Below are 23,569 nucleotides of genomic sequence, written 5' to 3' on the forward strand. Positions count from 1 at the left end.
GGCGGGCTACCCGGCCGGGGCCGGGTTGAAAACCCCGGCGGCGTGGCGGGCTTGCGGCGCGCCACGACGTGTGCAGATGCAGCAAAAAGCAAAAAGCCGCGGACATGCCGCGGCTTTTTGCTTCGTGCGGCCAGCGCTTCGCGCGCCGCCACGATGGTCACAGGTGAGAACAAAAAAATGGCCTGGCTGGCTGCGACGGCTGGCTTGAAGGAAATGTGCACGAAGGGGTCTAGATCTCGCGTGCAAGCCGTCGTTGCTGGCTAATGCCTAACGCCTCTCAGGGAGGCGGTCCCCACAATACCCGGTATTTACCTCAATTTTTTACTTCATTTGGTCAGAATCAGCTTGCCCAGACGCGTCGCGCGCAACTGGTAAGTCTCGCCGTTGTGCACGATGCTCACGTGGCTGCGGCCTTGCAGCAGCGCCGTGCTGTCGAGCGCGCGCTCGCTGCCCGCCGGTGCGCCGGCTGCGCCAGCCGTCGTGCTGGCCGGGCTCGCGGTTTTACGCGTGACGGCGGGCGCTGCGGGTTTCTGCGGACGCGAGCCGGTGAGCGCGGAGCCGGTGCGGGGCAGGCTGAGTGTCGGCGAGCGGTTGAATTCAGTCATGACGTTGCGTAGGCGTGTCTTGATTCGATGGGTTGATATTAAATGATAATCGTTCCCATTTGCAACTTCGCGAAATTCATCGAAACCGTCCAGCGATAGCGTGATGCCCAAAAGACAACGCCCGGCATCGAGCCGGGCGCGCGAGAAGCGTGCGGGAGCGTCCGCCCGAAGCGGCTCAGTGCAGCGGCGCTTCGGGCTCGCCCGGACCTTGCACGTACTGGCGAATGAGCCGCACCGTGTCGATATCCGATTCGCGATACGCCGATTTCACGATCTCCGAAGTCTGTCGATCGTCTTCGGTGTCGGCCGTCGGCAGCGTCGTGCGGTATTCGAAGCGCAGGAATAGCTGGAGCTCGTCGGGCTGCTCGATCGTCATCGTGAGCGAGCCGCCCACGTACTCGGCGGTCGCGAGGATGTCGTAGCGCACGTTCTCGTTCGGCGTGAGCGTGACGCGGTCGCGCACCGTGGCATGGCCGTAGTGCAGCTCGCGCTCGAGCGTGTTGCCCTCGCGCGAGAGGATCGTGCAGCTGTCGAGGCCGATCACGAAAAGCTGCGGCTGCTCCGCGCGTAGCACGAGGCCTTCCCAAAGCTGCTCGCGCGTCATGGGCAGGACGAGCGGGTTCAGCGGGTCGTTGATCTGGATGAGGTGTTCGAAATTCAAGGCGGCGCCTCTAAGTCTGTTTCCGTCCGCCGCCGCTCACGCGGCGACGAGGCCCGAGCGGATCGTGATCGCGTGGGTCAAGACCTTGTGGACCGGGCAGGCGTTGGCGATCTGCAGCAGGCGCTCGCGCTGCTCGTCCGAGAGCGGGCCTTCGAGCGCGATCTGGCGGTCGATCGTGGTGCCTTCGTTGCCGGTTTCCATCGAGAGCTTGACGCGCACGCCTTCGAGCGGCCACTCCTTCCTCTGCGCATACATCTTCAGCGTGATCGACGTGCAGGCGCCCAGGCTCGAGAGCAGCAGCGAATAGGGCGAAGGGCCGCGGTCGCCGCCGCCGAGCGATGCCGGTTCGTCGGCGAGCCACGTGTGGGTGCCGTCGTCGAACTGGACCTGGTAGTTGGTCGAGCCAATGTGTGCGGTGACTGCGGTTTCGGCCATGCGCTCCTCGCGGGCGGAACGGTTGAAAGGAAACACGCCGCGGCCGTCGGGCGCGCGGCATGGAAAACCTTATTGTGACGGAAAGCGGATGAAGCTGCGGAGGTGACGACGGGGACTCAGTGCGCGATGCGTCCCATGCGCCCGGCCTGATAGTCGAGCACGGCGTCGCGGATCTCCTGCTCGGTGTTCATCACGAACGGGCCATAGCGTACGACCGGCTCGTTGAGCGGCAGACCGCCGATCAGCAGCACCTCGACGGGGCCGGTTGCGTCGGCGGGCGCGGCGATCGTGACGGTGTCGCCATCGCCGGCGAACGCCACCATCTGCTGCGCGCCGATGATCTCGCCGGTTGCGCCATACTGCGCCGCGCCGGAAAGGCCGTAGGCGAAAACATTCCAGCCGGCAGGCACCGGCTGCTCAACCTGGGCGCCGGGCGCGAGCGTGAAGTGCAGGTAGAGGATGGGCGTGCGCGTCTCGATGGCCGCCTTCGCGCCCAGCGACTCGCCCGCGATCACCTTGACCGTGGCCTTGCCGTCGGCCGAGCGGCCCTGCGGGATCTGCGCGTGCGGCATCTCCTGGTAGCGCGGCGCGATCATCTTGTCGCTCGCGGGCAGGTTCACCCACAGCTGCAGCCCGTGCATGCGGCCGCCCGTGCGCGTGAATTCGGGGTCGGGCATCTCGCTGTGGATCACGCCGGCGCCGGCCGTCATCCATTGCACGTCGCCGGGCGCGAGCGTGCCCGAATGGCCCGCCGAATCCTTGTGGCCGAAGCGGCCCGCGAGCATGTAGGTGACCGTCTCGAAGCCGCGGTGCGGGTGGTCGGGCGCGCCCTTGGCCGCGCCGGGTTCGTAATCGACGGGGCCCATCTCGTCGAGCAGCAGGAACGGGTCGAAGTCCATCAGCTGACGGGTGGGGAAGGGGCGATTGACGACGAATCCCCCGCCTTCGGTGGTGCGAACCGCGGGAAAAACGTGAGCGATCGAGCGGAGGGCCGACATGGATATCACCTCGAAAAAATGGGAATTACGCGATATGCGAAACAAACCGCTATTATAGGTAGCCGATTTGGCCTGTTTGGCGGCCTGATCGCAATGGATTGTCCCATCGCTGGAACGACGACATGAAAATCGATTCGCACAACCTGAACGACCTGATGTACTTTTCGCAGGTCGTGGAGCACGGCGGATTCTCGGCGGCCGAACGCGTGCTCGGCATTTCGAAGTCGCGCCTTTCGCGCCGCGTGAGCGAACTCGAGGCCTCGCTCGGCGTGCGCCTCTTGCAGCGCTCGACGCGCAAGCTCGCGCTCACCGAGGCCGGCGAGCTCTTCTACCAGCATTGCCGCGCGATGCTCTCGGAGGCGCAAGCGGCCGTGAACGTCGTTCAGTCGTTGCGCTCGTCGCCGCGCGGCACCGTGCGCGTGAGCGTGCCGGTCACGCTCTCGCAAACCATCTTTTCGCAGATCATCCCCGAATTCATGCATCGCTACCCCGAAGTGCGGGTGGTGATGCGCGTGACGAACCGCGTCATCGACCTCTTCGAGGACTCGGTCGATATCGCGTTGCGCGTGCGCTCGGAGCCGCCGCAGAACGCCAATATCGTGGTGCGGCCGCTATGGCGCACCGAGCAGATGCTGGTGGGCGCGCCCAGCTTGCTCGCCCAGAACGCGCCGCCGCTCACGGCCGCCGATCTCTCGGGCTTCGAGACGCTCGACACGCCCACGAGCGACGGCCGCCACGTGTTCCATCTGATCGCGCCGGACGGCACGCACCACGCGCACGAGCACGAGCCGCGGCTCATCAGCGCCGACCTCACGACGGTTCGCGAAGCCGTGCTGGCGGGGCTTGGCATCGCCGCGCTGCCGGAGATGATGTATGGCGCCGCGCTGCGCTCGGGCAAGCTCTCGCCGGTGATGCCGGGCTGGACGCTGCCGGTGCCGCAGCTCTATGCGGTTTTTCTTTCGCGCCAGGGCATGGTTCCCGCAGTGCGCGCGTTCGTCGACTACCTGGTCGAGGTGCTCGATGCGGACAAGAACCTTCAGCAGGAATGCCCGCTCAGGAGCGACGTGGCCGCGCTGATGGCCCAGGGCGGCGCGCAAGGATCGCATGGGGCCCCGGGCGCACAAGGCGCCGCGGGCGGCCTGCCGCAAACAAAGTCCGTGCGCAACATCGAAACCGCTTGAGGAGGGCGCGGCCTGTGTGGCGCATCGCGCGTCGCAGCGCTTCGATATCAAGCTTTGCGAACGTGTACGCGCGTGCGCTTGTATGAAGCATGAGCCGATACAGAGCGCAGATTGCAGGGCGTTTGCATTTTGGCATTTAAGCGTCGCCGGCAATCGTTACTTTCAATGGCCGAACTATTGAACGTGTGCCGCGAGAGGAATATATTGAAATCCCTCTCGCCAAGCACCGGTCTTGAGCGGGAATTGATGGCCGCTATCATAGCGAGCCTTCAGGGCTGAACGCGCAGTCCGTGTGGACCACGGCAAGTCGCATGTGCCGACGTGAACCGAGCGATTGTCGGGGAGTGTCGCCACCGCCCGAATGCGCCGCGTGCGCACGAAAAAAGGCCCTCATCTGACGATGAGGGCCTTTTACTTTGGACTTCGAAACGCGCCTATACGTGCTATACGCGCGGCTCAATGATGGGCGGGATCGGTGACGAAGCCGAGCTTCGTGAGGCCGCCGCTTTGCGCCGCCGACATCACCTGCGCGACTTTCTCATAGGCGACCTTGCGATCCGCGTTCAGATGCAGTTCGGGCTGCGGCTGCTGCTGCGCCGCCGCGGCGATCTTCGCCTTGAGCGCGTCGTCGCTGACGGTCGTGCCGTTCCACAGCACGGTGCCGTCCGCTTCGATCGATACGTTGACCGAAGCGGGCTTGGTGTCTTCCTTCTGGCTGCTCGCGTGCGGCAGGTCGATCTTCACGGCGTGACGGATCACGGGAATCGTCACCATGAAAACGATCAGGAGTACCAACATGACGTCGACGAGCGGCGTCATGTTGATTTCGTTCATGAGGCCATCGTCGTCGTCGCTGGCAAAGGGGCTCATCGCCATGTTGCTTGCCTCCGCGGGTTAGTGGCTGCGTGCGGCGACGCGCAGACTGCCGCCCTTCGCCGTCGACGACAAACGCGCGCCCGTCACGAAGAACGCGTGCAGGCCGTGCGCGAAGCGATTGAGCTTCGAGACGATCGCCTTGTTGGCGCGTGTGAGCGCGTTGTAGCCGAGCACCGCGGGAATCGCGACAAAGAGGCCGAACGCCGTCATGATCAGCGCTTCGCCGACCGGGCCCGCGACGGCGTCGATCGAGGTCTGTCCCGTCGCGCCGATGGTAAGCAGTGCGTGATAAATGCCCCAGACCGTGCCGAACAGGCCGACGAACGGCGCCGTGCTGCCGATCGAGGCGAGGATCGCGAGGCCCGACTGCATCTTCGCGACCGAGTCGTCCATGGTGTCCTTCAGGCAGCGGGTGACCCAGTCCGACACGTCCATGCGGTCGTGCAGATGCGGCTGCGTCTGGTGATGGTGGTCGGCGGCTTCCTGGCCCGAGAGCGCGAGCGCGAGGAACGGATTGTCTTCGCGGGTGCCGCTGCCGAGCTTCTTCACGCCGTCGCTGAAATCGTCCGAATGCCAGAACGAGGTCTCGGCATTCTTCGTGAGGCGCTTCAGGCGCGCGACGTTCCAGCCCTTCACGACGATCACGCACCACGAGAGCACCGACATGATCAGCAGTGCGAGCGCGATGCCGCGCGTCACGAAATCCCCTTGCGCCCAGACGTGGGCGATACCGTAGTTCTGCATGGTTGTTCCTTTATTTCAATTCGTCTAAACGGTGTAATTCTCTGGCGGCCGCGGTGCGGGCGCGTTGCGGCCCCGCTGTGGCCTCGGGCCCGCGCGACTCAGTCCTGCAGGCTGAAATCGAACGGCTGCGTGTAGGCCGCGCGCACGGGCTGGCCGTCTTCCATGTACGGCTTGCACGCGCTGTTGCGCATGGCGTCGAGCGCGGCGTCGTCGAGGCGACTGTAGCCGCTGCTCTTCTTGAGCACGATGTTCTCGAGCTTGCCGGTGAGCCCCACCACGAAGTGCACGTAGGCAACGCCGGTCTCGCCGCGGCGCTTCGAGAGCATCGGGTAGTCGGGCTGCACGATGTTGCAGTCGAGGTGCGAGACGTTCTTCGGTGCGGAGAGGGCCATCGTCGGCTTGCCTTGCGCGGGGGCGGCCGCTTGCGGCGCCGGGGCGGGCGGCGTGGGTGCGGGTGGCGCCGGATCGGCGGGCGCGGGCGCCTCGACCACGTGCTGCGAGGGGGCCTCGGCGACGGGCAGTGGCGTGGGCTTGGGCTTGGGCTGAAGCTTGGGTTTTTCGCGGCTCACGTGCGGGACCGGCTTGGGCGGAGGCGGCGTGGGTATCGACTGGATCGCGGCCGGTGCGGCCACGGGCTCCGGCTGGAGGAGCTCGGCCGTAATCGTGCGGGATTCGAGCGCGACGGGCGTGACGGTGTTGCGCTGGCTCAGGACGAAGGCAATGAGCGCGGCGTGCAGGGCGATGACGATCGCGCCCGCGGTCACGACGCGGCGGTTCGAGCCGAGCGTACGAAAAGCGGGAAGCACTGGCGCGTTGGCGGTGGTTTGGGAAGCCTGCATGTGTTAGCGTGGCCGGCCGGAAAACGACGGCGCACAGGCAGGGCAACGCGTCGCGACGGGCGGCTTTATTTGCGAAAGATCAACAGCGAGATGCACACGGTGGTCACGAATCCGATCAGCAATTCCATCCCGGCCTCCGGCTTTGGGAATGAGGGCTAGCTGGCTGGTCGTGAAACTGGCTTGCTGTCGGCAGTAAAGCGCCCGGGCGTGCGAGCGGTGAAGCAAAGGCGAGCGTCGTGAAGGGCGAGACACGCGCCGGGGTCTCTCAGGCGGCCTTGCGCTCGTAGAACGTCAGGGGCACGGCCTGCGGCACGTGCGCCGGGTGCGCATGGCTCACGCCGCAGCGGGTCGCGCAGGCGCCGCTTTGCGCCATCACTTCGCGAACGGATTCTTCGCACTTGCCGCAGCAGGTCGCGACGCCGAGTTCGAACTGCAACTCGTCGAAAGAATCCATGCCCTCCTCGATAGAGGCACGGATCGTCCGGTCGGAGACGGACTTGCATACGCAGACAATCATGATGGACCGCAATAGAGAGGGTTAATGCGAATTATTATCATTATGTTTGCTCGCTTTGGCAAGCGTGCAGGCGGTTTTTTTGTAACAAAACCGGACCCTTAGCAGGGATTTTGCTGGGGATCAGCGTGGGCGGGGGGTTAGCGGGAAGGGCGTAAAGCGGGGCCGGAAGGTGAGCGGCCCAAAAGGGATTTGGGGCGCGGTTGGGGAGAGGCGCGTGCGCGTGGCCGGCGCTTCCCGGCCAGTGTTTGTGACCGGCGCCTCTGATCGACGCTTCTAGTCGACTCAGGCTGTGTCGGCTTCGAACTCGCGCGTGCGCCGCGAAGGGATGCTCACGCGTTCGACTTGCGCATCGATACCGAGCAGCGCCGCCGCGAGCATCCGCAGATGGGCGCCGTCACTGGTCGAGCAGAAACGCGCCGGGATGCCACCGGCCGCGCATTCCTCGCCATCGCCGACGGGTTGCGCACGCAAGCCATGCTGATCGAGCACGCGCTCGAGCTGGCGCGCGATGGCCACGCTCGTGTCCACGAGCGTCATGCGCTCGCCCACGATCGAGCGGATGGCCGTATCGAGAAACGGGAAGTGCGTGCAGCCGAGCACGAGGGTGTCCGCGCCCGCGTCGAGCATTGGCTGCACATAGCCGCGCAGCAGCTCGACGAGCGCCGGCGAGCTCACGTCGCAGCGCTCGACCGCCTCCACGAGGCCGTGGCCCGGCTGGCACAGCACGCGCAGATCGGCGGCGTGGCGCTCGACCAGCGCCTGAAAGCGCGCGCTGCGCAGCGTCACCTGGGTGGCGAGCACGCCGGCCACGCGCGACTTCGAGAGCGCCGCCGCGGGCTTGATGCCGGGCTCCACGCCCACGAGCGGGATGCAGAGCCGCTCGCGCACGAGCGCGATGGACTGCGCGGTGGCGGTATTGCAGGCCACCACGAGCGCCTTGGCCCCCTGCGCGGCGAGCCATTCGCCGATCGCGAGCGTGCGGTCGGCGATGAAGTCGTCGTCGCGCGCGCCGTAGGGCGCATAGCGCGAGTCGGCCACATAGACGATGCGCTCGGCGGGCAATTGCGCGCGCACGGCGCGCAGCACCGAGAGGCCGCCGAGCCCGGAATCGAAGATGCCGATGGGCGCGGCGCAGGAGGGAGCCGGAAGGTTCAAATGAGTCTGGATGACGGAAGTGAGGGCGGCCGGGCTGGCCGCCGACGCGATCAGGATTCTACCGAACCCATCGCCGTCTGCTGGTAGTTCTGGATGCCGACCTTGTCGATGAGATCGATCTGGGTTTCGAGCCAGTCGATATGTTCTTCGGTGTCGTCGAGGATCTTCACGAAAATCTCGCGCGAAATGAAGTCGCGCACGGATTCGCAATAAACGATGGCTTCCTTGCAGGTCGACTGCGAAATCTGCTCGAGCTTCAGATCGCATTCGAGGATTTCCTTGGTCTCTTCGCCGATCAGCAGCTTGTGCAGGTCCTGCAGATTGGGCAGACCGTCGAGCATGAAAATGCGCTCGATAAGCCAGTCGGCGTGCTTCATTTCGCCGATCGACTCGTCGTACTCGTGCTTGCCGAGCTTTTCGAGGCCCCAGTGCTTGTACATGCGGGCATGCAGGAAATACTGATTGATGGCGGTCAGTTCGTTCTTGAGCTGGGCGTTCAGGTATTCGATGACTTTTTTATCGCCTTGCATGATGTTGTTCCTTTGGTGGGGCGTGCGGAGTTCAAAGACTGGTTTCAAACAATAAACGCTCGAAACACAAAAGCCAAGGCCAAATCTGCATTCAAATCCAGCTGAATCAGGCATTTGTGCGGTCCTGAGAATTAGTCTCAGTCCCGTTCGCGTTAATCAAGCATTATTCAAAAGAAAACCGGGGCGCTGGGCCCCGGTCTTTAGATCGGCTCAATCCATCACTGACCGATTCACAACTTCAGGTACGCATCAGGCGGCCGCGACCGGAATCTTGCCGATCTTCGCCTGCCATTCGGCGGGGCCGGTCTTGTGGACCGAGGTGCCCGACGAATCCACGGCGACCGTCACCGGCATATCCTGCACGTCGAATTCGTAGATGGCTTCCATGCCGAGGTCTTCGAACGCGAGGACCTTCGAGCCGCGGATCGCCTTCGAGACGAGGTACGCGGCGCCGCCCACGGCCATCAGGTAAGCGGCCTTGTGCTTCTTGATCGCCTCGATCGCGACCGGGCCGCGCTCGGCCTTGCCGACCATCGAAATGAGGCCCGTTTGCGAGAGCATCAGTTCGGTGAACTTGTCCATGCGCGTGGCCGTGGTGGGGCCGGCCGGGCCAACGACTTCGTCGCGCACCGGATCGACCGGGCCAACGTAGTAGATCACGCGGTTCTTGAAGTCGACGGGCAGCTTCTCGCCCTTCGCGAGCATGTCGGCGATGCGCTTGTGCGCCGCGTCGCGGCCCGTGAGCATCTTGCCCGAGAGCAGCAGCGTCTGGCCCGGCTTCCACGAAGCGACTTCTTCGGGCGTGAGCGTGTTCAGGTCGACGCGCTTGCTCGTTTCCGTGTTCGGTTCCCAGTTGACCTTCGGCCAGGCGTCGAGCGAGGGCGCTTCGAGCTTCGCGGGACCCGAGCCGTCGAGCACGAAGTGCGCATGGCGCGTGGCCGCGCAGTTCGGGATCATCGCGACGGGCTTCGAAGCCGCGTGCGTAGCCGTGGCCATGATCTTCACGTCGAGCACGGTCGCGAGACCGCCCAGGCCCTGCGCGCCGATGCCGAGCGCGTTGACCTTCTCGTGCAACTCCACGCGCAGCTCTTCGACCCAGTCCTTCGGGCCGCGCTTGATGATGTCCTGAATGTCGATGGACTCCATCAGCGATTCCTTCGCCATCAGCATCGCCTTTTCAGCGGTGCCACCGATGCCGATGCCGAGCATGCCCGGCGGGCACCAGCCTGCGCCCATCGTCGGCACGGTCTTGAGCACCCAGTCGACGATCGAGTCGGACGGGTTCAGCATCACGAACTTCGACTTGTTCTCCGAGCCGCCGCCCTTGGCCGCGACCTGCACATCCACCTTGTCGCCCGGCACGATCTCGTAGTGGATCACGGCCGGCGTGTTGTCCTTGGTGTTCTTGCGGCCGCCTTCGGGCGGATTCACGATCGACGCGCGCAGCACGTTGTCCGGGTTCAGGTAACCGCGGCGCACGCCTTCATTGATCATGTCGGTGACGCCCATCGTGGCGCCGTCCCAACGCACGTCCATGCCGACCTTCACGAAGATCGTGACGATGCCGGTGTCCTGGCAGATCGGGCGCTTACCTTCCGCGCACATGCGGCTGTTCGTGAGGATCTGCGCGATCGCGTCCTTCGCGGCCGGGCTCTGTTCGAGCTCGTACGCGCGGCCGAGCGCCTCGATGTAATCCTGCGGATGGTAGTAGCTGATGTATTGCAGCGAATCCGCAATGCTCTGGATCAGGTCTTCCTGTTTGATGACGGTCATGGCTAGCTTCTGTGGGGACAGGGGTGTTTTGAATATCGTGCTGGGGGCGGCGCGCCGGCGTTAGTCGGAGGTTGCCGCGTCGCGTACCGCGGCGCTCTCGGGCACCGGGTGGCGCGCGGCGAGGTCGTGGTAGTGCTCGGGGTGCGTATGCGTGGTGAGGCGGTCGATCCATGCCATCACGAGCGCGGAGAGCAGGAACGCGAGGTGAATGGCCACTTGCCAGATCACCGTGCGCTCGGACACCGCGTCGGGATTGATGAAGGTTTTCAGCAGATGAATCGACGAGATGCTGATGAGCGCCATCGCGAGCTTCACCTTGAGCACGCCGGCGTTCACGTGGTCGAGCCATTCGGGCTCGTCGGGATGGCCTTCGAGACCCATGCGCGAGACGAAGGTTTCGTAGCCGCCCACGATCACCATGATGAGCAGGTTCGAGATCATCACCACGTCGATCAGGCCGAGCACCGCGAGCATGATGCTCGTCTCGTCGAGCGACATCGCGTGGGTGACGAGGTGCCAGACTTCCTTGAGGAACAGCACGCAATAGACGGTCTGCCCGACGATCAGCCCCAGGTAAAGCGGCACCTGGAGCCAGCGGCTCATGAAGATGATGCTGGGCAGCAAGCGCATGCGGCGAGGGCGCGCGGCGGACGGCGGCTGAGGACGTGCAGCGGACATGGGCATTTCACGAGTAGCGGAAATCGGGCGCGGACCTGGGGCACGGGCGGCATGGGGCGCGCCGCAACAAGCCGCGAGGGCCGGGCGGGCGCTATTGTAACGCGTCGGCGCGCCGCTTCGCCGGGACGCCTGCAGCTTGAAATTACAAAATAATTACGACGCCGCGGGCGGCACCGGTTTGGTTTTGAGGGTCTTGATGCTCGCGAGCGCGATGCCGTGCGCGCGCGTCGGGCCGCTCGCGCAGGAACAGCCACGAGAACAACGCGACCACGGCCGGGATCGTGCTCGTGATGACGCCCGCGGCCACGGCACTTGTGCGATGCACGCCGCCGAGCATCAGCAGCGTAAACCCGAATGTACCGAAGAGGGCCTGAAGGAACAGATTGAGCCATTCGCCGCGCTTCACGCGCCGCATGCGCGCGACGCGCAGCAGGGACCAGAGCACGGCGAGCGCGATCACGAAGCGCAGCAGCGCGAACAGCGGAACGGGTAAAAACGCAACGATCGTTTTGCCGATGCCGACATTGCTGCCCCCCAGCAGCATGGCGGCGGCGAGGAAGAGGGAATGACGATTCAAGCTGGAATCCGGACATCTAGATCAGTTAGCATTCTAAATGGCCGCTTAACTGACTGCCATCGCGTGATGATCGGCATGGTTCGGATAGGTCGGCATGAGTCGGCGCGCTCGCACGGCGACGTACCATCGGCACGCTCGACATCATCAGCGAAGTTGTGCGCCGCGTAAGTAGCGGGTAAGTTGCGGCGCTTACTCTCGCGTGAGCGGGTTCGCGCACGGACCCGTGCGAGCGCGATTGCAACTTGTTGCAATGCGAGGCGTGCCGGGTAGCCCGGCCGCGGGAATGAGAAATGCCGCCCTCGCGCCGGCGCCCGGAATCGAGGCGATGGCGCGGCGGCGCAAGGAGACGGCGTGCGGCAGGGATCGAAGATCCTGCGCGCGTCCACGAGTTTGACGTTTCATCTTCACCAAGGGGTTGTCGATGTCTGCGATTGAATCGGTTCTTCAGGAACATCGTGTGTTTGCGCCTTCCGCGCAAACGGTGGCGGACGCTACGGTGTCGGGCATGGACGCCTACAAGGCGTTGTGTGCCGAAGCCGAACGCGATTACGAAGGTTTCTGGGCGCGTCTCGCGCTTGATGCGCTGACCTGGCAAAAGCCCTTCACGAAGGTGCTCGACGAGTCGAAGGCGCCGTTCTACACCTGGTTCGAGGACGGCGAGCTCAACGCCTCGTACAACAGCCTCGACCGCCATGTGGAAGCGGGCAATGGCGAGCGCGTCGCGATCATCTTCGAAGCCGACGACGGCACCGTCACCAACGTCACCTACAAGGACCTGCTCTCGCGCGTTTCGCGCTTCGCCAACGCGCTGAAAAAGCGCGGCGTGAAGAAGGGCGACCGCGTGGTCATCTACATGCCGATGTCGGTCGAAGGCGTGGTGGCGATGCAGGCCTGCGCGCGCATTGGCGCGACGCACTCGGTGGTGTTCGGCGGCTTCTCGTCGAAGTCGCTCAACGAGCGCATGGTGGACGTGGGCGCGGTCGCGCTCATCACCGCCGACGAGCAGATGCGCGGCGGCAAGGCGCTGCCGCTGAAGAACATCGCCGATGAAGCCATCGCCATGGGCGGCTGCGAAGCGGTGCAAAGCGTGATCGTCTACCAGCGCACGGGCGGCAAGGTCGGCTGGACCGAAGGCCGCGACCACTGGATGCACGAAATCTCGCAGGCCGAGAGCGACACCTGCGCGCCGGTGCCCGTGGGCGCGGAGCACCCGCTCTTCATCCTCTATACCTCGGGCTCGACTGGCAAGCCCAAGGGTGTGCAGCACAGCACGGGCGGCTATCTGCTGTGGGCCGCGCAGACCATGAAGTGGACCTTCGACTGGAAGCCCACCGACGTGTTCTGGTGCACGGCCGACATCGGCTGGGTCACGGGCCACAGCTATATCACCTACGGGCCGCTCACGGTCGGCGCGACGCAGGTGATGTTCGAGGGCATCCCCACGTACCCGAATGCGGGCCGCTTCTGGGAGATGATCCAGAAGCACAAGGTCACGGTGTTCTACACGGCGCCCACGGCCATCCGCTCGCTGATCAAGTCCGCGGAAGCCGATGCGAAGGTCCACCCGAAGAGCTATGACCTCTCCTCGCTGCGCATCCTCGGCACGGTGGGTGAGCCGATCAACCCCGAAGCGTGGATGTGGTACTACGAGAACGTGGGCGGCAAGCGCTGCCCGATCGTCGACACGTGGTGGCAGACCGAAACGGGCGGCCACATGATCACGCCGCTGCCGGGCGCCACGCCGCTCGTGCCGGGCTCGTGCACGCTGCCGCTGCCGGGCATCATGGCGGCGATCGTCGACGAAACCGGCCAGGACGTGCCCAATGGGCAGGGCGGCATTCTCGTCGTGAAGCGCCCGTGGCCCGCGATGATCCGCAACGTCTGGGGCCAGCCCGAGCGCTACAAGTCGGCCTACTTCCCCGAGGAGCTCGGCGGCAAGCTGTATCTGGCCGGCGACGGCAGCGTTCGCGACAAGGACACCGGTAACTTCACGATCATGGGCCGTATCGACGACGTGCTGAACGTCTCGGGCCACCGGCTGGGCACGATGGAGATCGAGTCGGCGCTCGTGGCCAACCCGCTCGTGGCCGAAGCCGCCGTGGTGGGCCGCCCCGACGACACCACCGGCGAAGCCGTGGTGGCCTTCGTGGTGCTCAAGGCCACGCGTCCGCACGGCGACGATGCCGTGAAGCTTGCCGCCGAACTGCGCGCATGGGTGGGCAAGGAGATCGGGCCGATCGCCAAGCCGAAGGACATCCGTTTCGGCGAGAACCTGCCGAAGACGCGCTCGGGCAAGATCATGCGCCGTTTGCTGCGCTCGCTTGCGAAGGGCGAGGCGATCACGCAGGACGTCTCCACGCTCGAGAACCCCGCGATTCTCGATCAGCTCGGCGAGTCGCTTTGATCGTCGGTTGATGTCTGGAGCCGGCGCTTCAGTGCTGGCTCCGGCTCCATAGCGTCTGACGAAGGCCCCCTGCAAGGCCGGATGTTCCCAATTGCCGGCCATGCGCGTTTTTGCTACACAAGCGCATGGCCGCGCCACACCCCTCACCCCAGAACAACATCAACCCGTTGCCCGAGCCGCCGCCGGTGAGCGAGGCGATGGCGCTCGCGCATCGGCGCTACTGGCGCTTCAACGTGGCGCTGATCGCCGTGCTCATGGGCATCGGCTTTGCGGTCTCGTTCATCGTGCCGTTGTTCGCGCGCGCGCTCGACAGCGTGCGTTTCGCCGGCTTCAGCCTGCCGTTCTATATCGGCGCGCAAGGGGCGATACTCGTCTACATCGTGCTCGTGGCCGTGTACATCGTGCTGATGCAGCGCGCCGACCGCGAACTGCAAGCCGCGCGCGAAGCCGACACGGCCATTCGCGACGCCAGCCAGGCACCGCAACGATGAAGCTCGCGCACCGGCTGATCCGCTCCTACGCGCTCTATACGCTCGGCTTTCTCGCCTTCGTCTTCGTGATGTGGCGCATCGAGCTTGCCACCGGCCCCGGCATGTGGATCGGCTACGTGTTCCTGTTCGTGCCGATCGCCGTCTATGCCGTGATCGGGCTGCTCTCGCGCACCTCGGACCTCGTCGAATACTACGTCGCGGGACGCCGCGTGCCCTCGCTCTTCAACGGCATGGCGACGGCCGCCGACTGGCTCTCGGCGGCGTCGTTCATCGGCCTCGCGGGCTCGCTCTACGCGAGCGGCTACGACGGCCTTGCCTACCTGATGGGCTGGACGGGCGGCTACTGCCTCGTCGCGTTCCTGCTCGCGCCCTACGTGCGCAAGCTCGCGCGCTACACCATCGCCGACTTCCTCGGCACGCGCTTTTCCAGCAACCTCGTGCGTGCGCTGGCCGTGCTGGCGACGATCATCTGCTCGTTCGTCTATCTCGTCGCGCAGATCCAGGGCGTGGGGCTGATCGCGGTGCGCTTCATCGGCGTGGATTTCGCCATCGGCATCTTCTGCGGACTGGCCGGCATCCTCGTGTGCTCCTTTTTGGGCGGCATGCGCGCCGTTACGTGGACCCAGGTCGCGCAATACATCATCCTGATCGCGGCGATCCTGATACCGGTTTCGTTGATCGCGCATCGAGATGGCCTGGGCTGGCTGCCGCAACTCGACTACGGCAAGGTGATGCAGCGCGTCCAGACGCTCGAGCGCGACGTGCGCGACACCAGCGCGGAGGCCAACGTGCGCGACGAGTACGCGCGCCGCGCGGCGCTCTGGCAGTCGCGGCTGGACGCGCTGCCGCAGTCGTATACCGAGGAGAAGACGCGGCTCGTCGACGCGCTCGCGGACATGCGCCGCCACAACGGCCCGCTGCGCGACATCGATTCGCTCGAGCACGAGATCGCGCATTTCCCGCGCGATCCCGAAGCCGCGCGCGTGGCGTGGACGCAGCAGCGCGACGACCTGCTCGCGCGCGCCGCGCCGCCCGTGCCGATGCACGAGCCGTTTCCCGCCGATAACGCCGAAGCGCGGCGCATACACGAACGCAATTTTCTTTCGCTGCTGCTGTGCCTCTCGCTCGGCACGGCGAGCCTGCCGCACATTCTCACGCGCTATAACACGACGACCTCGGTGGCCTCGGCGCGGCGCTCGGTGGGGTGGACACTGTTCTTTGTCGCGCTGTTCTACCTGACGGTGCCGGTGCTCGCGGTGCTCATCAAGTTCGAGATTCTTTCGCATCTGGTGGGGCAGCACTTCGCCGATCTGCCGCACTGGGTGATGCAGTGGCGGCGCATGGAGCCGACCATGATCGGCATTGCCGACATCAACGGTGATGGGATCGTGCACTGGAGCGACATCCAGATGCAGCCCGACATGGTGGTGCTCGCGGCGCCCGAGATCGCGGGGCTGCCGTACGTGATGTCGGGGCTCGTGGCCTCGGGCGCGCTCGCGGCGGCGCTTTCCACGGCGGACGGACTGCTGCTCACGATCTCGAACGTGCTTTCGCACGACGTGTACTACCACATGGTGGACCCGAACGCGTCGAGCCAGCGGCGCGTGACGATGTCGAAGATCCTGCTGCTGGGCGTGGCGCTGTTTGCTTCGTGGGTGGCTTCGCTCAATGCGGGCAATATTTTATTTCTGGTGGGCGCGGCGTTTTCGCTGGCGGCTTCGAGTCTGTTTCCGGTGCTGGTGCTCGGCGTGTTCTGGAAGCGGACGACACGGCTTGGCGCCGTGGCGGGGATGGTGGCCGGGCTTGCCGTGTGCGTGTATTACATCGTTTCGACGTATCCGTTTTTTACGCAGCTCACGGGGTTTGAAGGCGCCAGATGGTTTGGCATCGAGCCGATCAGCTCGGGGGTGTTCGGCGTGCCGGCGGGGTTTTTGGTGGCGATCCTGGTTAGCTTGATCGACAGGAAGCCGGACGAGTATACGGTCGCGCTGGTGGATTATATTCGGCATCCTTAGTAATTGCGCGGGCTTTGGGTTGTCGCGTGGATGTCGTATTCGAGCTTACGGATGTTTCGTCGCGATGGCAGATTGGCCGAGGACGCGGCTGTGAAGGCGCGGCCCGACGAACAGGGGGCCGCGCTCCGCGACGCAATACGGCTATGAGGCGATGACCGAGGCGACCACGGCGCGGTTGTACGGCTGGGTAGTGGGCGCGCGGAATTTCCATTGCTGACCCGGCTCGATACCCATGGCGCTCGCCGAGGTGGTGCCGATGATGGCGCCGCTCGCATCGAGGAGATTGATCGCGATCGTCGCGGTCTGAATTCTACGTGTGGACGTGTTGGTGGCCGTGCCGCTCACATAGCCCGAGCCTTCGCCTTGATAGACAGTGGCCCCCAGGTCGCTGATTTGCAGCGCATCGTTGGCGTAGGCTGCCGCGGCCGCGATGGCCAGCGTGGCGCCGAGAACGAGCTTCTTCATCATCATGTAGACCCCCTTCCGGTAGTTGTGGGTCGTCATATTGAAGCGCAGCGGCGCGCAACGTGGCCTGCGTTACGTCAAGGTAAGGGGAAAGAGTGGCTGGTTTGGCGTGCGCTTGTTGAGCGCGAGCCTGGGATGAGTGCGATGTGAATCGGGGCGATCAAGATGATCGGATCGCGCAGACGCTGAAGCTCGCGGGGCGCGTGTGCGGCGAGTGGTTTGGGCGTGGGTGATTGGTGATCGAGAGGGCTGAAACTATGGCATTAGATGCCGTCATTCCGTGGCTGTTTTTTAGCGCTTCGATCTGAGGTGATGTTTTGAAGGACCTTGTCCAGCAAGGCCTTCAAAGGAATGCTTTGGCGGAGAGAGGGGGATTCGAACCCCCGATAGGCTGTTAACCTATACACGCTTTCCAGGCGTGCGACTTAAACCGCTCATCCATCTCTCCGGCGGGACGCGAATTATAGCAGACTCTTTGCGGCAAGGGGAGGGCGCAGGAAACGCCTCGCTTGGGAACGCTCTACGGCATCGTCGATGCCGGCATAGCCGTGGTTCACAACGCGCAGGGCGCGAGCGGCCAGAACGAGAGCACGCTCGTGAAGTTCAGCAGCGGCAATCTCTCGGGCAGCCGCTGGGGCCTGCGCGGCACCGAGGATCTCGGCGGTGGTCTCGCGGCCATCTTCCAGCTCGAAAACGGCTTCAACGTAGGCACGGGCGTCGCGGGGCAGGGCCAGCGCGAGTTCGGACGCAAGGCCATCGTGGGACTCGCGAGCAACACGTGGGGCACGCTCACGCTGGGGCGTCAGTACGATCCGCTCGTCGATCTCGTGCAGCCGCTCACGCAGGATGGTCCATTCGGCGGCGTATTCGGCACGCCGGGCGACCTCGACAATTACGACAACAGCCTGCGCGTGAGCAACTCGGTCAAGTATACGAGTCCCGTTATCGCGGGCCTGCAGTTCGAGGCGCTTTATGGTCTGGGCGGCGTGGCGGGCGCGAGCGGCAGCGGGCAGACCTTCAGCTTCGGCGCGGCGTACGCGAACGGGCCGCTCGCCCTCGCGGCGGGCTACTTCTTCGCCAACGGCGGCAACACGGTCACGAACGGCGTGCGCGCCTGGACGAGCAGTTCGGACAGCCTCTTCAATACGGTGATCAACCAAGGCTTCGCGAGTGCGAATTCAATTCAGATCGTGCGCGCGGGCGGCAGCTATGCGATTGGTGTGCTGAGTTTCGGTCTCGCGTATTCGAACACGCAATACGGCAGTGACGGCTTTTCCGCCTTCCATCAGACCGCGAAGTTCAACAACGGCTCGGCCTTCGTGAACTATCAGGTCACGCCGGCGTTGCGCGCGGGCGTCGGCTACAACTACACGTCGCTCACGGGGCCGGCGTCGGCGCATTACAACCAGGTGAATGTGGGCGGCGATTACGCGCTCTCGAAGCGCACGGAACTTTACGCGCTGGCCGGGTGGCAGCAGGCGAGCGGCCACACGCTCAATGCGAAGGGCGCCGCTGTCGATGCCCAGGCGTCGATCGGCGACTTCGGCGTGAACTCGGGCACCGATACACAGGCGCTCGCCGTCGTGGGCATCCGTCACAAGTTCTAGGTGGACGGCGCGCGCGGCAGGGGGCCGTGCGCGCTCATTCGCTTATCGGCTCGACGCGTGACCCAATACGCGGCTCACAGCGCCGCGCGGATGCGCTGCGCGATCGCTTCGAGCTCGGCCTTGTCGGCCATGTCGCGCGCATGCAGGCGCAATTCTTCGCCCTTGCGGCGCGGAATCAGATGGAAGTGCACGTGCGGCACGGTTTGTCCCGCCGCTGCGCCGTTGAACTGCGCGATCAACAGCCCGTCCGGTGCGAGCGCCTTGCGCACCGCGAGGGCCAACTTCTGCACCATCGCCATCGCGGCGCCAAGCGCTTCGGGCGAGAGCTCGTAGATCTCTTCGGCCGGCTCCTTCGGCAGCACCAGCACGTGGCCCTCCGATTGCGGCATCACGTCCATGATCGCGACCGCCGCATCGTTCTCGCACAGCTTGATGGAGGGGATTTCGCCACGCAGGAGTTTCGCGAAGATGTTGTTGTCGTCGTAAGCCATGGGTTCCTCGGTAGGGTCTCGGGCGCGGCATTTGCTTGCCACGCGGATGAAGCAGGGGTCTTCCCGCAGGCGGCCGCCGATGCGGGGGCGCCCTGCGCTGATCGGCCTGCGCGGGCCGCCCGCCTTGCGATGCGGTGCTCAGCGCCGATTATCGCCTGGGCCGGCCCGGCTGTCGGGGTTCCTGCAGTTTTTTTGAAGTGGGTGCATCATAGTGGTTCTCGCAGTGAGCGCGACGATGAATGTCTTGACACGGAGCACGTATGGCAACGACTGATCTCGAAGCAATCCAACCCGCCCGCGAGGCCACTGGTTCAGGGGCCTGGCGGTTCGCAGCCCAGCTATTGGCGCGTGCCGATGTGAGGCTCAACGGTACGCGTCCCTGGGACATGCGCATTCACGATCCGCAGGTGCCGGAGCGCGTCCTCGCGCTAGGCAACCTGGGCCTCGGCGAAGCCTATATGGACGACCAGTGGGACTGCGAACAGCTCGACGAATTCTTCGCGCATGTGTTGCGCGCGCATCTGGATGACCAGATCGATCCCGCCCGGCTCGTCTTTCATGCGCTCAAGGCGCGCCTCATGAACCGGCAGACCGCGCGCCGCGCGTGGAAGGTGGGGCAGCAGCACTACGACATCGGCAACGCTTTCTATGAGGCCATGCTCGACAAGCGCATGACCTACACCTGCGGCTACTGGGCGGGCGGCGCGAAGACGCTCGACGAAGCGCAGGAAGCCAAGCTCGACCTGATCTGCCAGAAGCTCGGGCTCAAGCCCGGCATGCGTCTGCTCGACATCGGCTGCGGTTGGGGCAGTCTCATGAAGTTCGCCGCCGAAAATTACGGTGTTTCGTGCGTGGGCGTCACGATCTCGAAGGAGCAGGCCGCGCTGGGCGCCGGGCGTTGCGAGGGCCTGCCCGTGGAATTCCGCCTGCAGGACTATCGGCTGCTCGACGAGAAGTTCGACCGCATCGCGAGCGTGGGCATGTTCGAGCACGTCGGGCCCAAGAATTACCGCACTTATATGGAGGTGGCGCATCGCTGCCTCGCCGACGATGGCATCTTCGTGCTGCACACGATTGGCAAGAACCGGCGCGACACCACGCCCGATCCGTGGGTCGACAAGTACATCTTCCCCAACGGCGAGCTGCCCACCATCGGCCAGATCGCCGATGCTTCGGGCGGGCTTTTCGTCGTCGAGGATCTGCATAACTTCGGCGCCGATTACGACCGCACGCTCATGGCCTGGCACGCGAACTTCGAGGCTGCGTGGCCGCGCTTCGAGGCCGAGATGGGGCATCGTTTCTACCGCATGTGGCGCTACTACCTGCTGTCGTGCGCCGGTGCGTTCCGCGCGCGCGACATTCAGTTGTGGCAGTACGTGCTGACGAAGAACGGATTGCCCGGCGGCTATCGCCGGCCGCATGCGTGATCGCTGCGAGCGCAACGATGCCCTGAAACCGGGCCGATCCGTCAAAAGCAAAGGCCGCGTGCATCGCGGCCTTTTTCATGCGCTCGCGGGACGCGGCGCGGCGTTAGCGCATCACGGCGGCGACCGTCGCGATGCCGAGTATCGTCATCAGCAGGGAAGCGCCTACGTGTATGACGATCTGGCCCAGGGCCCAGCCGAAGCGCCCGTTTTGCAGGTGCGCGACGACTTCGGCGGAGAAGGTCGAGAACGTCGAGAGCCCGCCCATGCAGCCGGTGATGACGAACAGGCGCCATTGCGGCGAGACGTCGGGCAGGCGCGCGAAGGCGGCGAGCGCCACGCCGATGATGTAGCCCGCGAGGACGTTGGCCGCGAGCGTGCCGAGCGGCAGCGTGGGGAAGACGGCGTTCAGGCGCAGGCCGAGCACCCAGCGCAGCAGCGAGCCGAGCGCGCCGCCAATGCCGACGGCGAGAATCGAAAGATACATGGCGTGGAGTCGTTGTAGGCGCAATGAAAGGAGACGCTGTGCGGCCGGTCGTGGTCTGCCGTTGCGTCCCGATTTCGACTCCGGAGTTTAGCACTGCGACGCGTGCGGGCCGGCGCGCCTGGTTTGCGTCCGGCTGGCGCCGCGTTCGCCCACCCGGCTGCTGTCGCGCCGCGCGCCGGCCGCTTCAGGCGAGGCCGCCGTTGGCGCGCAGCGTCTGTCCGTCCACCCAGCCGCTATCCGGGCCCGCGAGGAACGAGACCACGGCGGCGATGTCGTCGGGTTTGCCGAGGCGCTCGAGCGGCGGCATGCTCGCGAAATGGCGGATCTGCTCCTCGGTCTTGCCTTCGAGGAAGAGGGCCGTGGCCACCGGCCCCGGCGCGACGGCGTTGACGGTGATGCCGCGTCCGCGCAATTCCTTGGCAAACACGCGCGTGAGCGCTTCGACGGCGTTCTTGGTGGCGTTATAGAGGCCGTAGCCGGGCAGGTTCAGCGCGAGCGCCGTGCTCGAAAAATTGATGACGCGTCCGCCGTTCGCGAGCTTCGCGGCGGCCTCGCGCATCGTGTTCAGCGTGCCGCGCACGTTGATGTCGAACATTTCGTCGTAGAGCGCATCGGTCGATTCGGCGATCGTCGTCACTTTCATGACGCCGGCATTGTTGACGAGCACCGCGGGCTGGCCGAGCTGGCCCGCCGTGGTCTCGAACAGATGGCGCACTTCATCGGCTTTGGCGATGTTGGCCTTCACGGCGATCGCGCGGCCGCCCGCGGCGGCGATCTGCGCGACGAGCGCCTCGGCTTCGCGCGCGCTCGCGGCATAGTTGACGGTGACAGGGTGGCCGTCGCGCGCGAGCCTGAGCGCCACGGCGGCGCCGATGCCGCGCGAGGCGCCCGTGACGATGGCGACGCCGCGCGCGTCGTTCGCGGTGGTGGGGATCGTGGTGGTCATGATCGGGTTCCTTTCGTTCGGGTTTGAGCAAGGATGAAACGGGAACGGGATCGATCATGAAGGAATTCGGGCGCCGGATCATTGCCTGGCGCCGGGCTTCATTATTCCATTTCGATTAACAATGCGTGAAACGCCGCGCGGGGAGGAATCGCGGTCTCCCCGCGCGCGCGGCATCAATACGCGATGCAGACCGACTTGGTCTCCGTGTACGCGTCGATGATGGCGCGGCCATGCTCGCGGCCGATGCCCGAGGACTTGAAGCCGCCGAACGGCAGCGCCGGGTCCACCATATTGTGCGTATTGACCCAGACGGTGCCCGCCTGCACGGCGTCCACCACGCGCAGCGCGCGGTCGAGCTGGTTGGTCCAGACGCTGGCGCCAAGGCCGTATTCGGACGCGTTCGCGGCGGCAATCGCTTCTTCGACGTCGTCGTAGGGCATGGCCACCAGCACCGGGCCGAACACTTCTTCGCGCACCACGGTGAGCGGTTTGTTGGCGGCGTTCGCGATCACGGTGGGCTCGACGAAGTAGCCCGCGCGGTTGCCGTCGCCGCCGCCCGCCACGATCTCGCCGCCTTCTGCGCGGCCCTGCGCGATCATGCCGGCCACCTTGTCGCGATGGCGCGCGGAGACGAGCGGACCCATCTGCGTGGCGGCGTCGAAGCCCGAGCCCAGCACGGTTTGGCGCGCGACCTGCGCGATGCCGCCGACGATCTCGTCAAAGCGCGCGCGCGGCACGTAGAGGCGCGATCCGGCCGTGCAGACCTGGCCGTGGTTGAAGAAGATCGCGCCCGCTGCGCCTTCGATCGCGCGTTGCGGATCGCAGTCGTCGAGCACGATCACGGGGCTCTTGCCGCCGAGTTCGAGCGAGACGCGCTTGAGATCGCTGGCGCACTGCTTGCCGATGATGCGGCCCACCTCGGTGGAGCCGGTGAAGGTGACCTTGTCGACGCCGGGATGGCGCACGAGCGCCGCGCCCGCGGTTTCGCCCTGGCCGGTGACGACGTTGAACACGCCCGGCGGAAAGCCCGCTTCGTGCGCGAGCTCGGCGAGCCGGATAGCGGTGAGCGGCGTTTCCTCGGCGGGCTTGAGCACGACGGTGCAGCCGCAGGCGAGCGCGGGGGCGATCTTCCAGACCGCCATCAGCAGCGGGAAATTCCACGGCACGATGGCGGCGACCACGCCCGCGGGCACGCGCCGCGTGGAGGCGTTGTAGCGCACGCCGGGCGGGAACGCGAGCGAGAGGTCGACGGTGCTGCCTTCGATCTTGGTGGCCCAGCCCGCCATATAGCGCAGCCATTGCACGCTGCCGCCCACTTCGAGCATCTTCGAGAAGCCGAGCAATTTGCCCTGGTTGAGCGTTTCGAGCGCGGCGAGCTCGTCGCCGTTGCGCTCGACGAGATCGGCGAGCTTCAGCAGCAGGCGCTCGCGTTCGGCGGGCGGCAGACGGCGCCACGTGTCGGCTTCGAAGGCGCGGCGCGCGGCGGCGACGGCCGCATCGACGTCGGCATCGGCGGCGTCGGGCACCTGGGCGATCTCCGCGCCCGTGGCCGGGTTGAATACGGCGAACGTGCGGCCATTGCCGCTGTCGCTAAAGCGGCCATCGACGAACATCTGCGTGCGGATCGTGTGCGTGAAGTCCTGGCGGTCCATGTCGTTTCCTCGGTTCGG

The 23,569-nt window shown here is 65.4% G+C and carries 23 protein-coding genes, 1 tRNA gene and 2 pseudogenes; 6 read left to right on the forward strand and 20 right to left on the reverse strand.

The annotated features are described in order from the left end of the window. From U5775_RS32390 to U5775_RS32410, 5 genes are all read right to left on the reverse strand, one after another. The coding region (locus U5775_RS32390; protein ID WP_322062214.1) for a hypothetical protein at nucleotides 1–221 on the reverse strand (221 nt) is incomplete at its 3' end. Between the two features lie 105 nt (nucleotides 222–326). Further along, nucleotides 327–605, reverse strand: coding sequence for a hemin uptake protein HemP (locus U5775_RS32395; protein WP_322062215.1), 279 nt, complete (start codon nucleotides 603–605; stop codon nucleotides 327–329). Between the two features lie 175 nt (nucleotides 606–780). After that, nucleotides 781–1,266 (reverse strand): SRPBCC family protein, encoded by a 486-nt coding sequence (locus U5775_RS32400; RefSeq protein WP_322062216.1) that lies wholly within the window; start codon nucleotides 1,264–1,266, stop codon nucleotides 781–783. 36 nt (nucleotides 1,267–1,302) lie between these two features. Next, on the reverse strand, nucleotides 1,303–1,701 hold the full coding sequence (locus U5775_RS32405; protein ID WP_322062217.1) for an OsmC family protein: 399 nt from the start codon (nucleotides 1,699–1,701) through the stop codon (nucleotides 1,303–1,305). Nucleotides 1,702–1,817: 116 nt separating this feature from the next. After that, complete coding sequence (locus tag U5775_RS32410; RefSeq protein WP_322062218.1) at nucleotides 1,818–2,699, reverse strand: pirin family protein; 882 nt, start codon at nucleotides 2,697–2,699, stop codon at nucleotides 1,818–1,820. Between the two features lie 122 nt (nucleotides 2,700–2,821). Here U5775_RS32410 and U5775_RS32415 point away from each other — a divergent pair, with 122 nt between their 5' ends. After that, complete coding sequence (locus U5775_RS32415) at nucleotides 2,822–3,880, forward strand: LysR family transcriptional regulator (RefSeq protein ID WP_322062219.1); 1,059 nt, start codon at nucleotides 2,822–2,824, stop codon at nucleotides 3,878–3,880. 456 nt (nucleotides 3,881–4,336) lie between these two features. On the opposite strand, the gene U5775_RS32420 is transcribed toward U5775_RS32415, so the two are convergent. The 9 genes and pseudogenes from U5775_RS32420 to U5775_RS32460 all read right to left on the reverse strand — a co-directional run. Continuing rightward, complete coding sequence (locus U5775_RS32420; RefSeq protein WP_322062220.1) at nucleotides 4,337–4,756, reverse strand: biopolymer transporter ExbD; 420 nt, start codon at nucleotides 4,754–4,756, stop codon at nucleotides 4,337–4,339. Nucleotides 4,757–4,774: 18 nt separating this feature from the next. Then, complete coding sequence (locus tag U5775_RS32425; RefSeq protein WP_322062221.1) at nucleotides 4,775–5,500, reverse strand: MotA/TolQ/ExbB proton channel family protein; 726 nt, start codon at nucleotides 5,498–5,500, stop codon at nucleotides 4,775–4,777. 98 nt (nucleotides 5,501–5,598) lie between these two features. Next, nucleotides 5,599–6,339, reverse strand: coding sequence for a TonB family protein (locus tag U5775_RS32430; RefSeq protein ID WP_322062222.1), 741 nt, complete (start codon nucleotides 6,337–6,339; stop codon nucleotides 5,599–5,601). Nucleotides 6,340–6,604: 265 nt separating this feature from the next. Beyond that, a complete protein-coding gene (locus U5775_RS32435; RefSeq protein WP_322062223.1) occupies nucleotides 6,605–6,856 on the reverse strand; it encodes a bacterioferritin-associated ferredoxin in 252 nt (83 codons plus the stop codon). 282 nt (nucleotides 6,857–7,138) lie between these two features. Beyond that, nucleotides 7,139–8,011, reverse strand: coding sequence for a glutamate racemase (murI, locus tag U5775_RS32440; RefSeq protein ID WP_322062224.1), 873 nt, complete (start codon nucleotides 8,009–8,011; stop codon nucleotides 7,139–7,141). A gap of 50 nt (nucleotides 8,012–8,061) precedes the next feature. Further along, on the reverse strand, nucleotides 8,062–8,541 hold the full coding sequence (bfr, locus tag U5775_RS32445; RefSeq protein ID WP_322062225.1) for a bacterioferritin: 480 nt from the start codon (nucleotides 8,539–8,541) through the stop codon (nucleotides 8,062–8,064). A gap of 249 nt (nucleotides 8,542–8,790) precedes the next feature. Then, nucleotides 8,791–10,314 carry a fumarate hydratase gene (locus U5775_RS32450; RefSeq protein ID WP_322062226.1) on the reverse strand — a complete coding sequence of 508 codons (1,524 nt, stop codon included), beginning with the start codon at nucleotides 10,312–10,314 and terminating at the stop codon, nucleotides 8,791–8,793. Nucleotides 10,315–10,374: 60 nt separating this feature from the next. Continuing rightward, a complete protein-coding gene (locus tag U5775_RS32455; protein ID WP_322062227.1) occupies nucleotides 10,375–10,992 on the reverse strand; it encodes a TIGR00645 family protein in 618 nt (205 codons plus the stop codon). Between the two features lie 217 nt (nucleotides 10,993–11,209). Next, nucleotides 11,210–11,569, reverse strand: a pseudogene (locus tag U5775_RS32460) (EamA family transporter); the annotation flags it as partial. Nucleotides 11,570–11,990: 421 nt separating this feature from the next. Between U5775_RS32460 and acs the strand changes: the two are divergent. The 3 genes from acs (at nucleotide 11,991) to U5775_RS32475 (ending at nucleotide 16,479) form a co-directional block, all read left to right on the forward strand. After that, nucleotides 11,991–13,973, forward strand: coding sequence for an acetate--CoA ligase (acs, locus tag U5775_RS32465; RefSeq protein ID WP_322062228.1), 1,983 nt, complete (start codon nucleotides 11,991–11,993; stop codon nucleotides 13,971–13,973). Between the two features lie 125 nt (nucleotides 13,974–14,098). Further along, a complete protein-coding gene (locus U5775_RS32470) occupies nucleotides 14,099–14,464 on the forward strand; it encodes a DUF4212 domain-containing protein (RefSeq protein ID WP_322062229.1) in 366 nt (121 codons plus the stop codon). Next, on the forward strand, nucleotides 14,461–16,479 hold the full coding sequence (locus U5775_RS32475) for a sodium:solute symporter family protein (RefSeq protein WP_322062230.1): 2,019 nt from the start codon (nucleotides 14,461–14,463) through the stop codon (nucleotides 16,477–16,479). The genes U5775_RS32470 and U5775_RS32475 overlap by 4 nt, the downstream gene beginning before the upstream one ends. Before the next feature lie 141 nt (nucleotides 16,480–16,620). Here U5775_RS32475 and U5775_RS32480 read toward each other — a convergent pair whose 3' ends face one another. Both U5775_RS32480 and U5775_RS32485 read right to left on the reverse strand, forming a co-directional pair. Beyond that, nucleotides 16,621–16,983, reverse strand: a complete 363-nt coding sequence (locus U5775_RS32480; RefSeq protein ID WP_322062231.1) for an FxLYD domain-containing protein — start codon at nucleotides 16,981–16,983, stop codon at nucleotides 16,621–16,623. Nucleotides 16,984–17,301: 318 nt separating this feature from the next. Next, a tRNA-Ser gene (locus U5775_RS32485) sits at nucleotides 17,302–17,392 on the reverse strand. Between the two features lie 67 nt (nucleotides 17,393–17,459). Here U5775_RS32485 and U5775_RS32490 point away from each other — a divergent pair. Beyond that, nucleotides 17,460–18,551: pseudogene (locus U5775_RS32490) on the forward strand (porin); the annotation flags it as partial. 74 nt (nucleotides 18,552–18,625) lie between these two features. Here U5775_RS32490 and U5775_RS32495 read toward each other — a convergent pair. After that, entirely contained in the window at nucleotides 18,626–19,042 is a 417-nt protein-coding gene (locus tag U5775_RS32495; protein WP_322062232.1) for an HIT family protein, read from the reverse strand. 260 nt (nucleotides 19,043–19,302) lie between these two features. On the opposite strand from U5775_RS32495, the gene cfa reads away from it, so the two are divergent. Further along, entirely contained in the window at nucleotides 19,303–20,469 is a 1,167-nt protein-coding gene (cfa, locus tag U5775_RS32500) for a cyclopropane fatty acyl phospholipid synthase (protein ID WP_322062233.1), read from the forward strand. Nucleotides 20,470–20,572: 103 nt separating this feature from the next. On the opposite strand, the gene crcB is transcribed toward cfa, so the two are convergent. The 3 genes from crcB to styD all read right to left on the reverse strand — a co-directional run bounded on the left by crcB (nucleotide 20,573) and on the right by styD (nucleotide 23,551). Further along, nucleotides 20,573–20,953: a fluoride efflux transporter CrcB gene (gene crcB / locus U5775_RS32505; RefSeq protein ID WP_322062234.1), complete on the reverse strand. Its 381-nt coding sequence runs from the start codon at nucleotides 20,951–20,953 to the stop codon at nucleotides 20,573–20,575. 184 nt (nucleotides 20,954–21,137) lie between these two features. Then, entirely contained in the window at nucleotides 21,138–21,899 is a 762-nt protein-coding gene (locus tag U5775_RS32510) for an SDR family oxidoreductase (RefSeq protein ID WP_322062235.1), read from the reverse strand. Between the two features lie 173 nt (nucleotides 21,900–22,072). Further along, the gene (gene styD / locus U5775_RS32515) at nucleotides 22,073–23,551 is read right to left on the reverse strand and encodes a phenylacetaldehyde dehydrogenase StyD (RefSeq protein WP_415913707.1); all 1,479 of its coding nucleotides are present in this window, start codon (nucleotides 23,549–23,551) and stop codon (nucleotides 22,073–22,075) included. Between the last annotated feature and the right edge of the window lie 18 nt (nucleotides 23,552–23,569).

The sequence above is a fragment of the Paraburkholderia sp. J63 genome, from assembly GCF_905220245.1.
Lineage (GTDB): Bacteria > Pseudomonadota > Gammaproteobacteria > Burkholderiales > Burkholderiaceae > Paraburkholderia.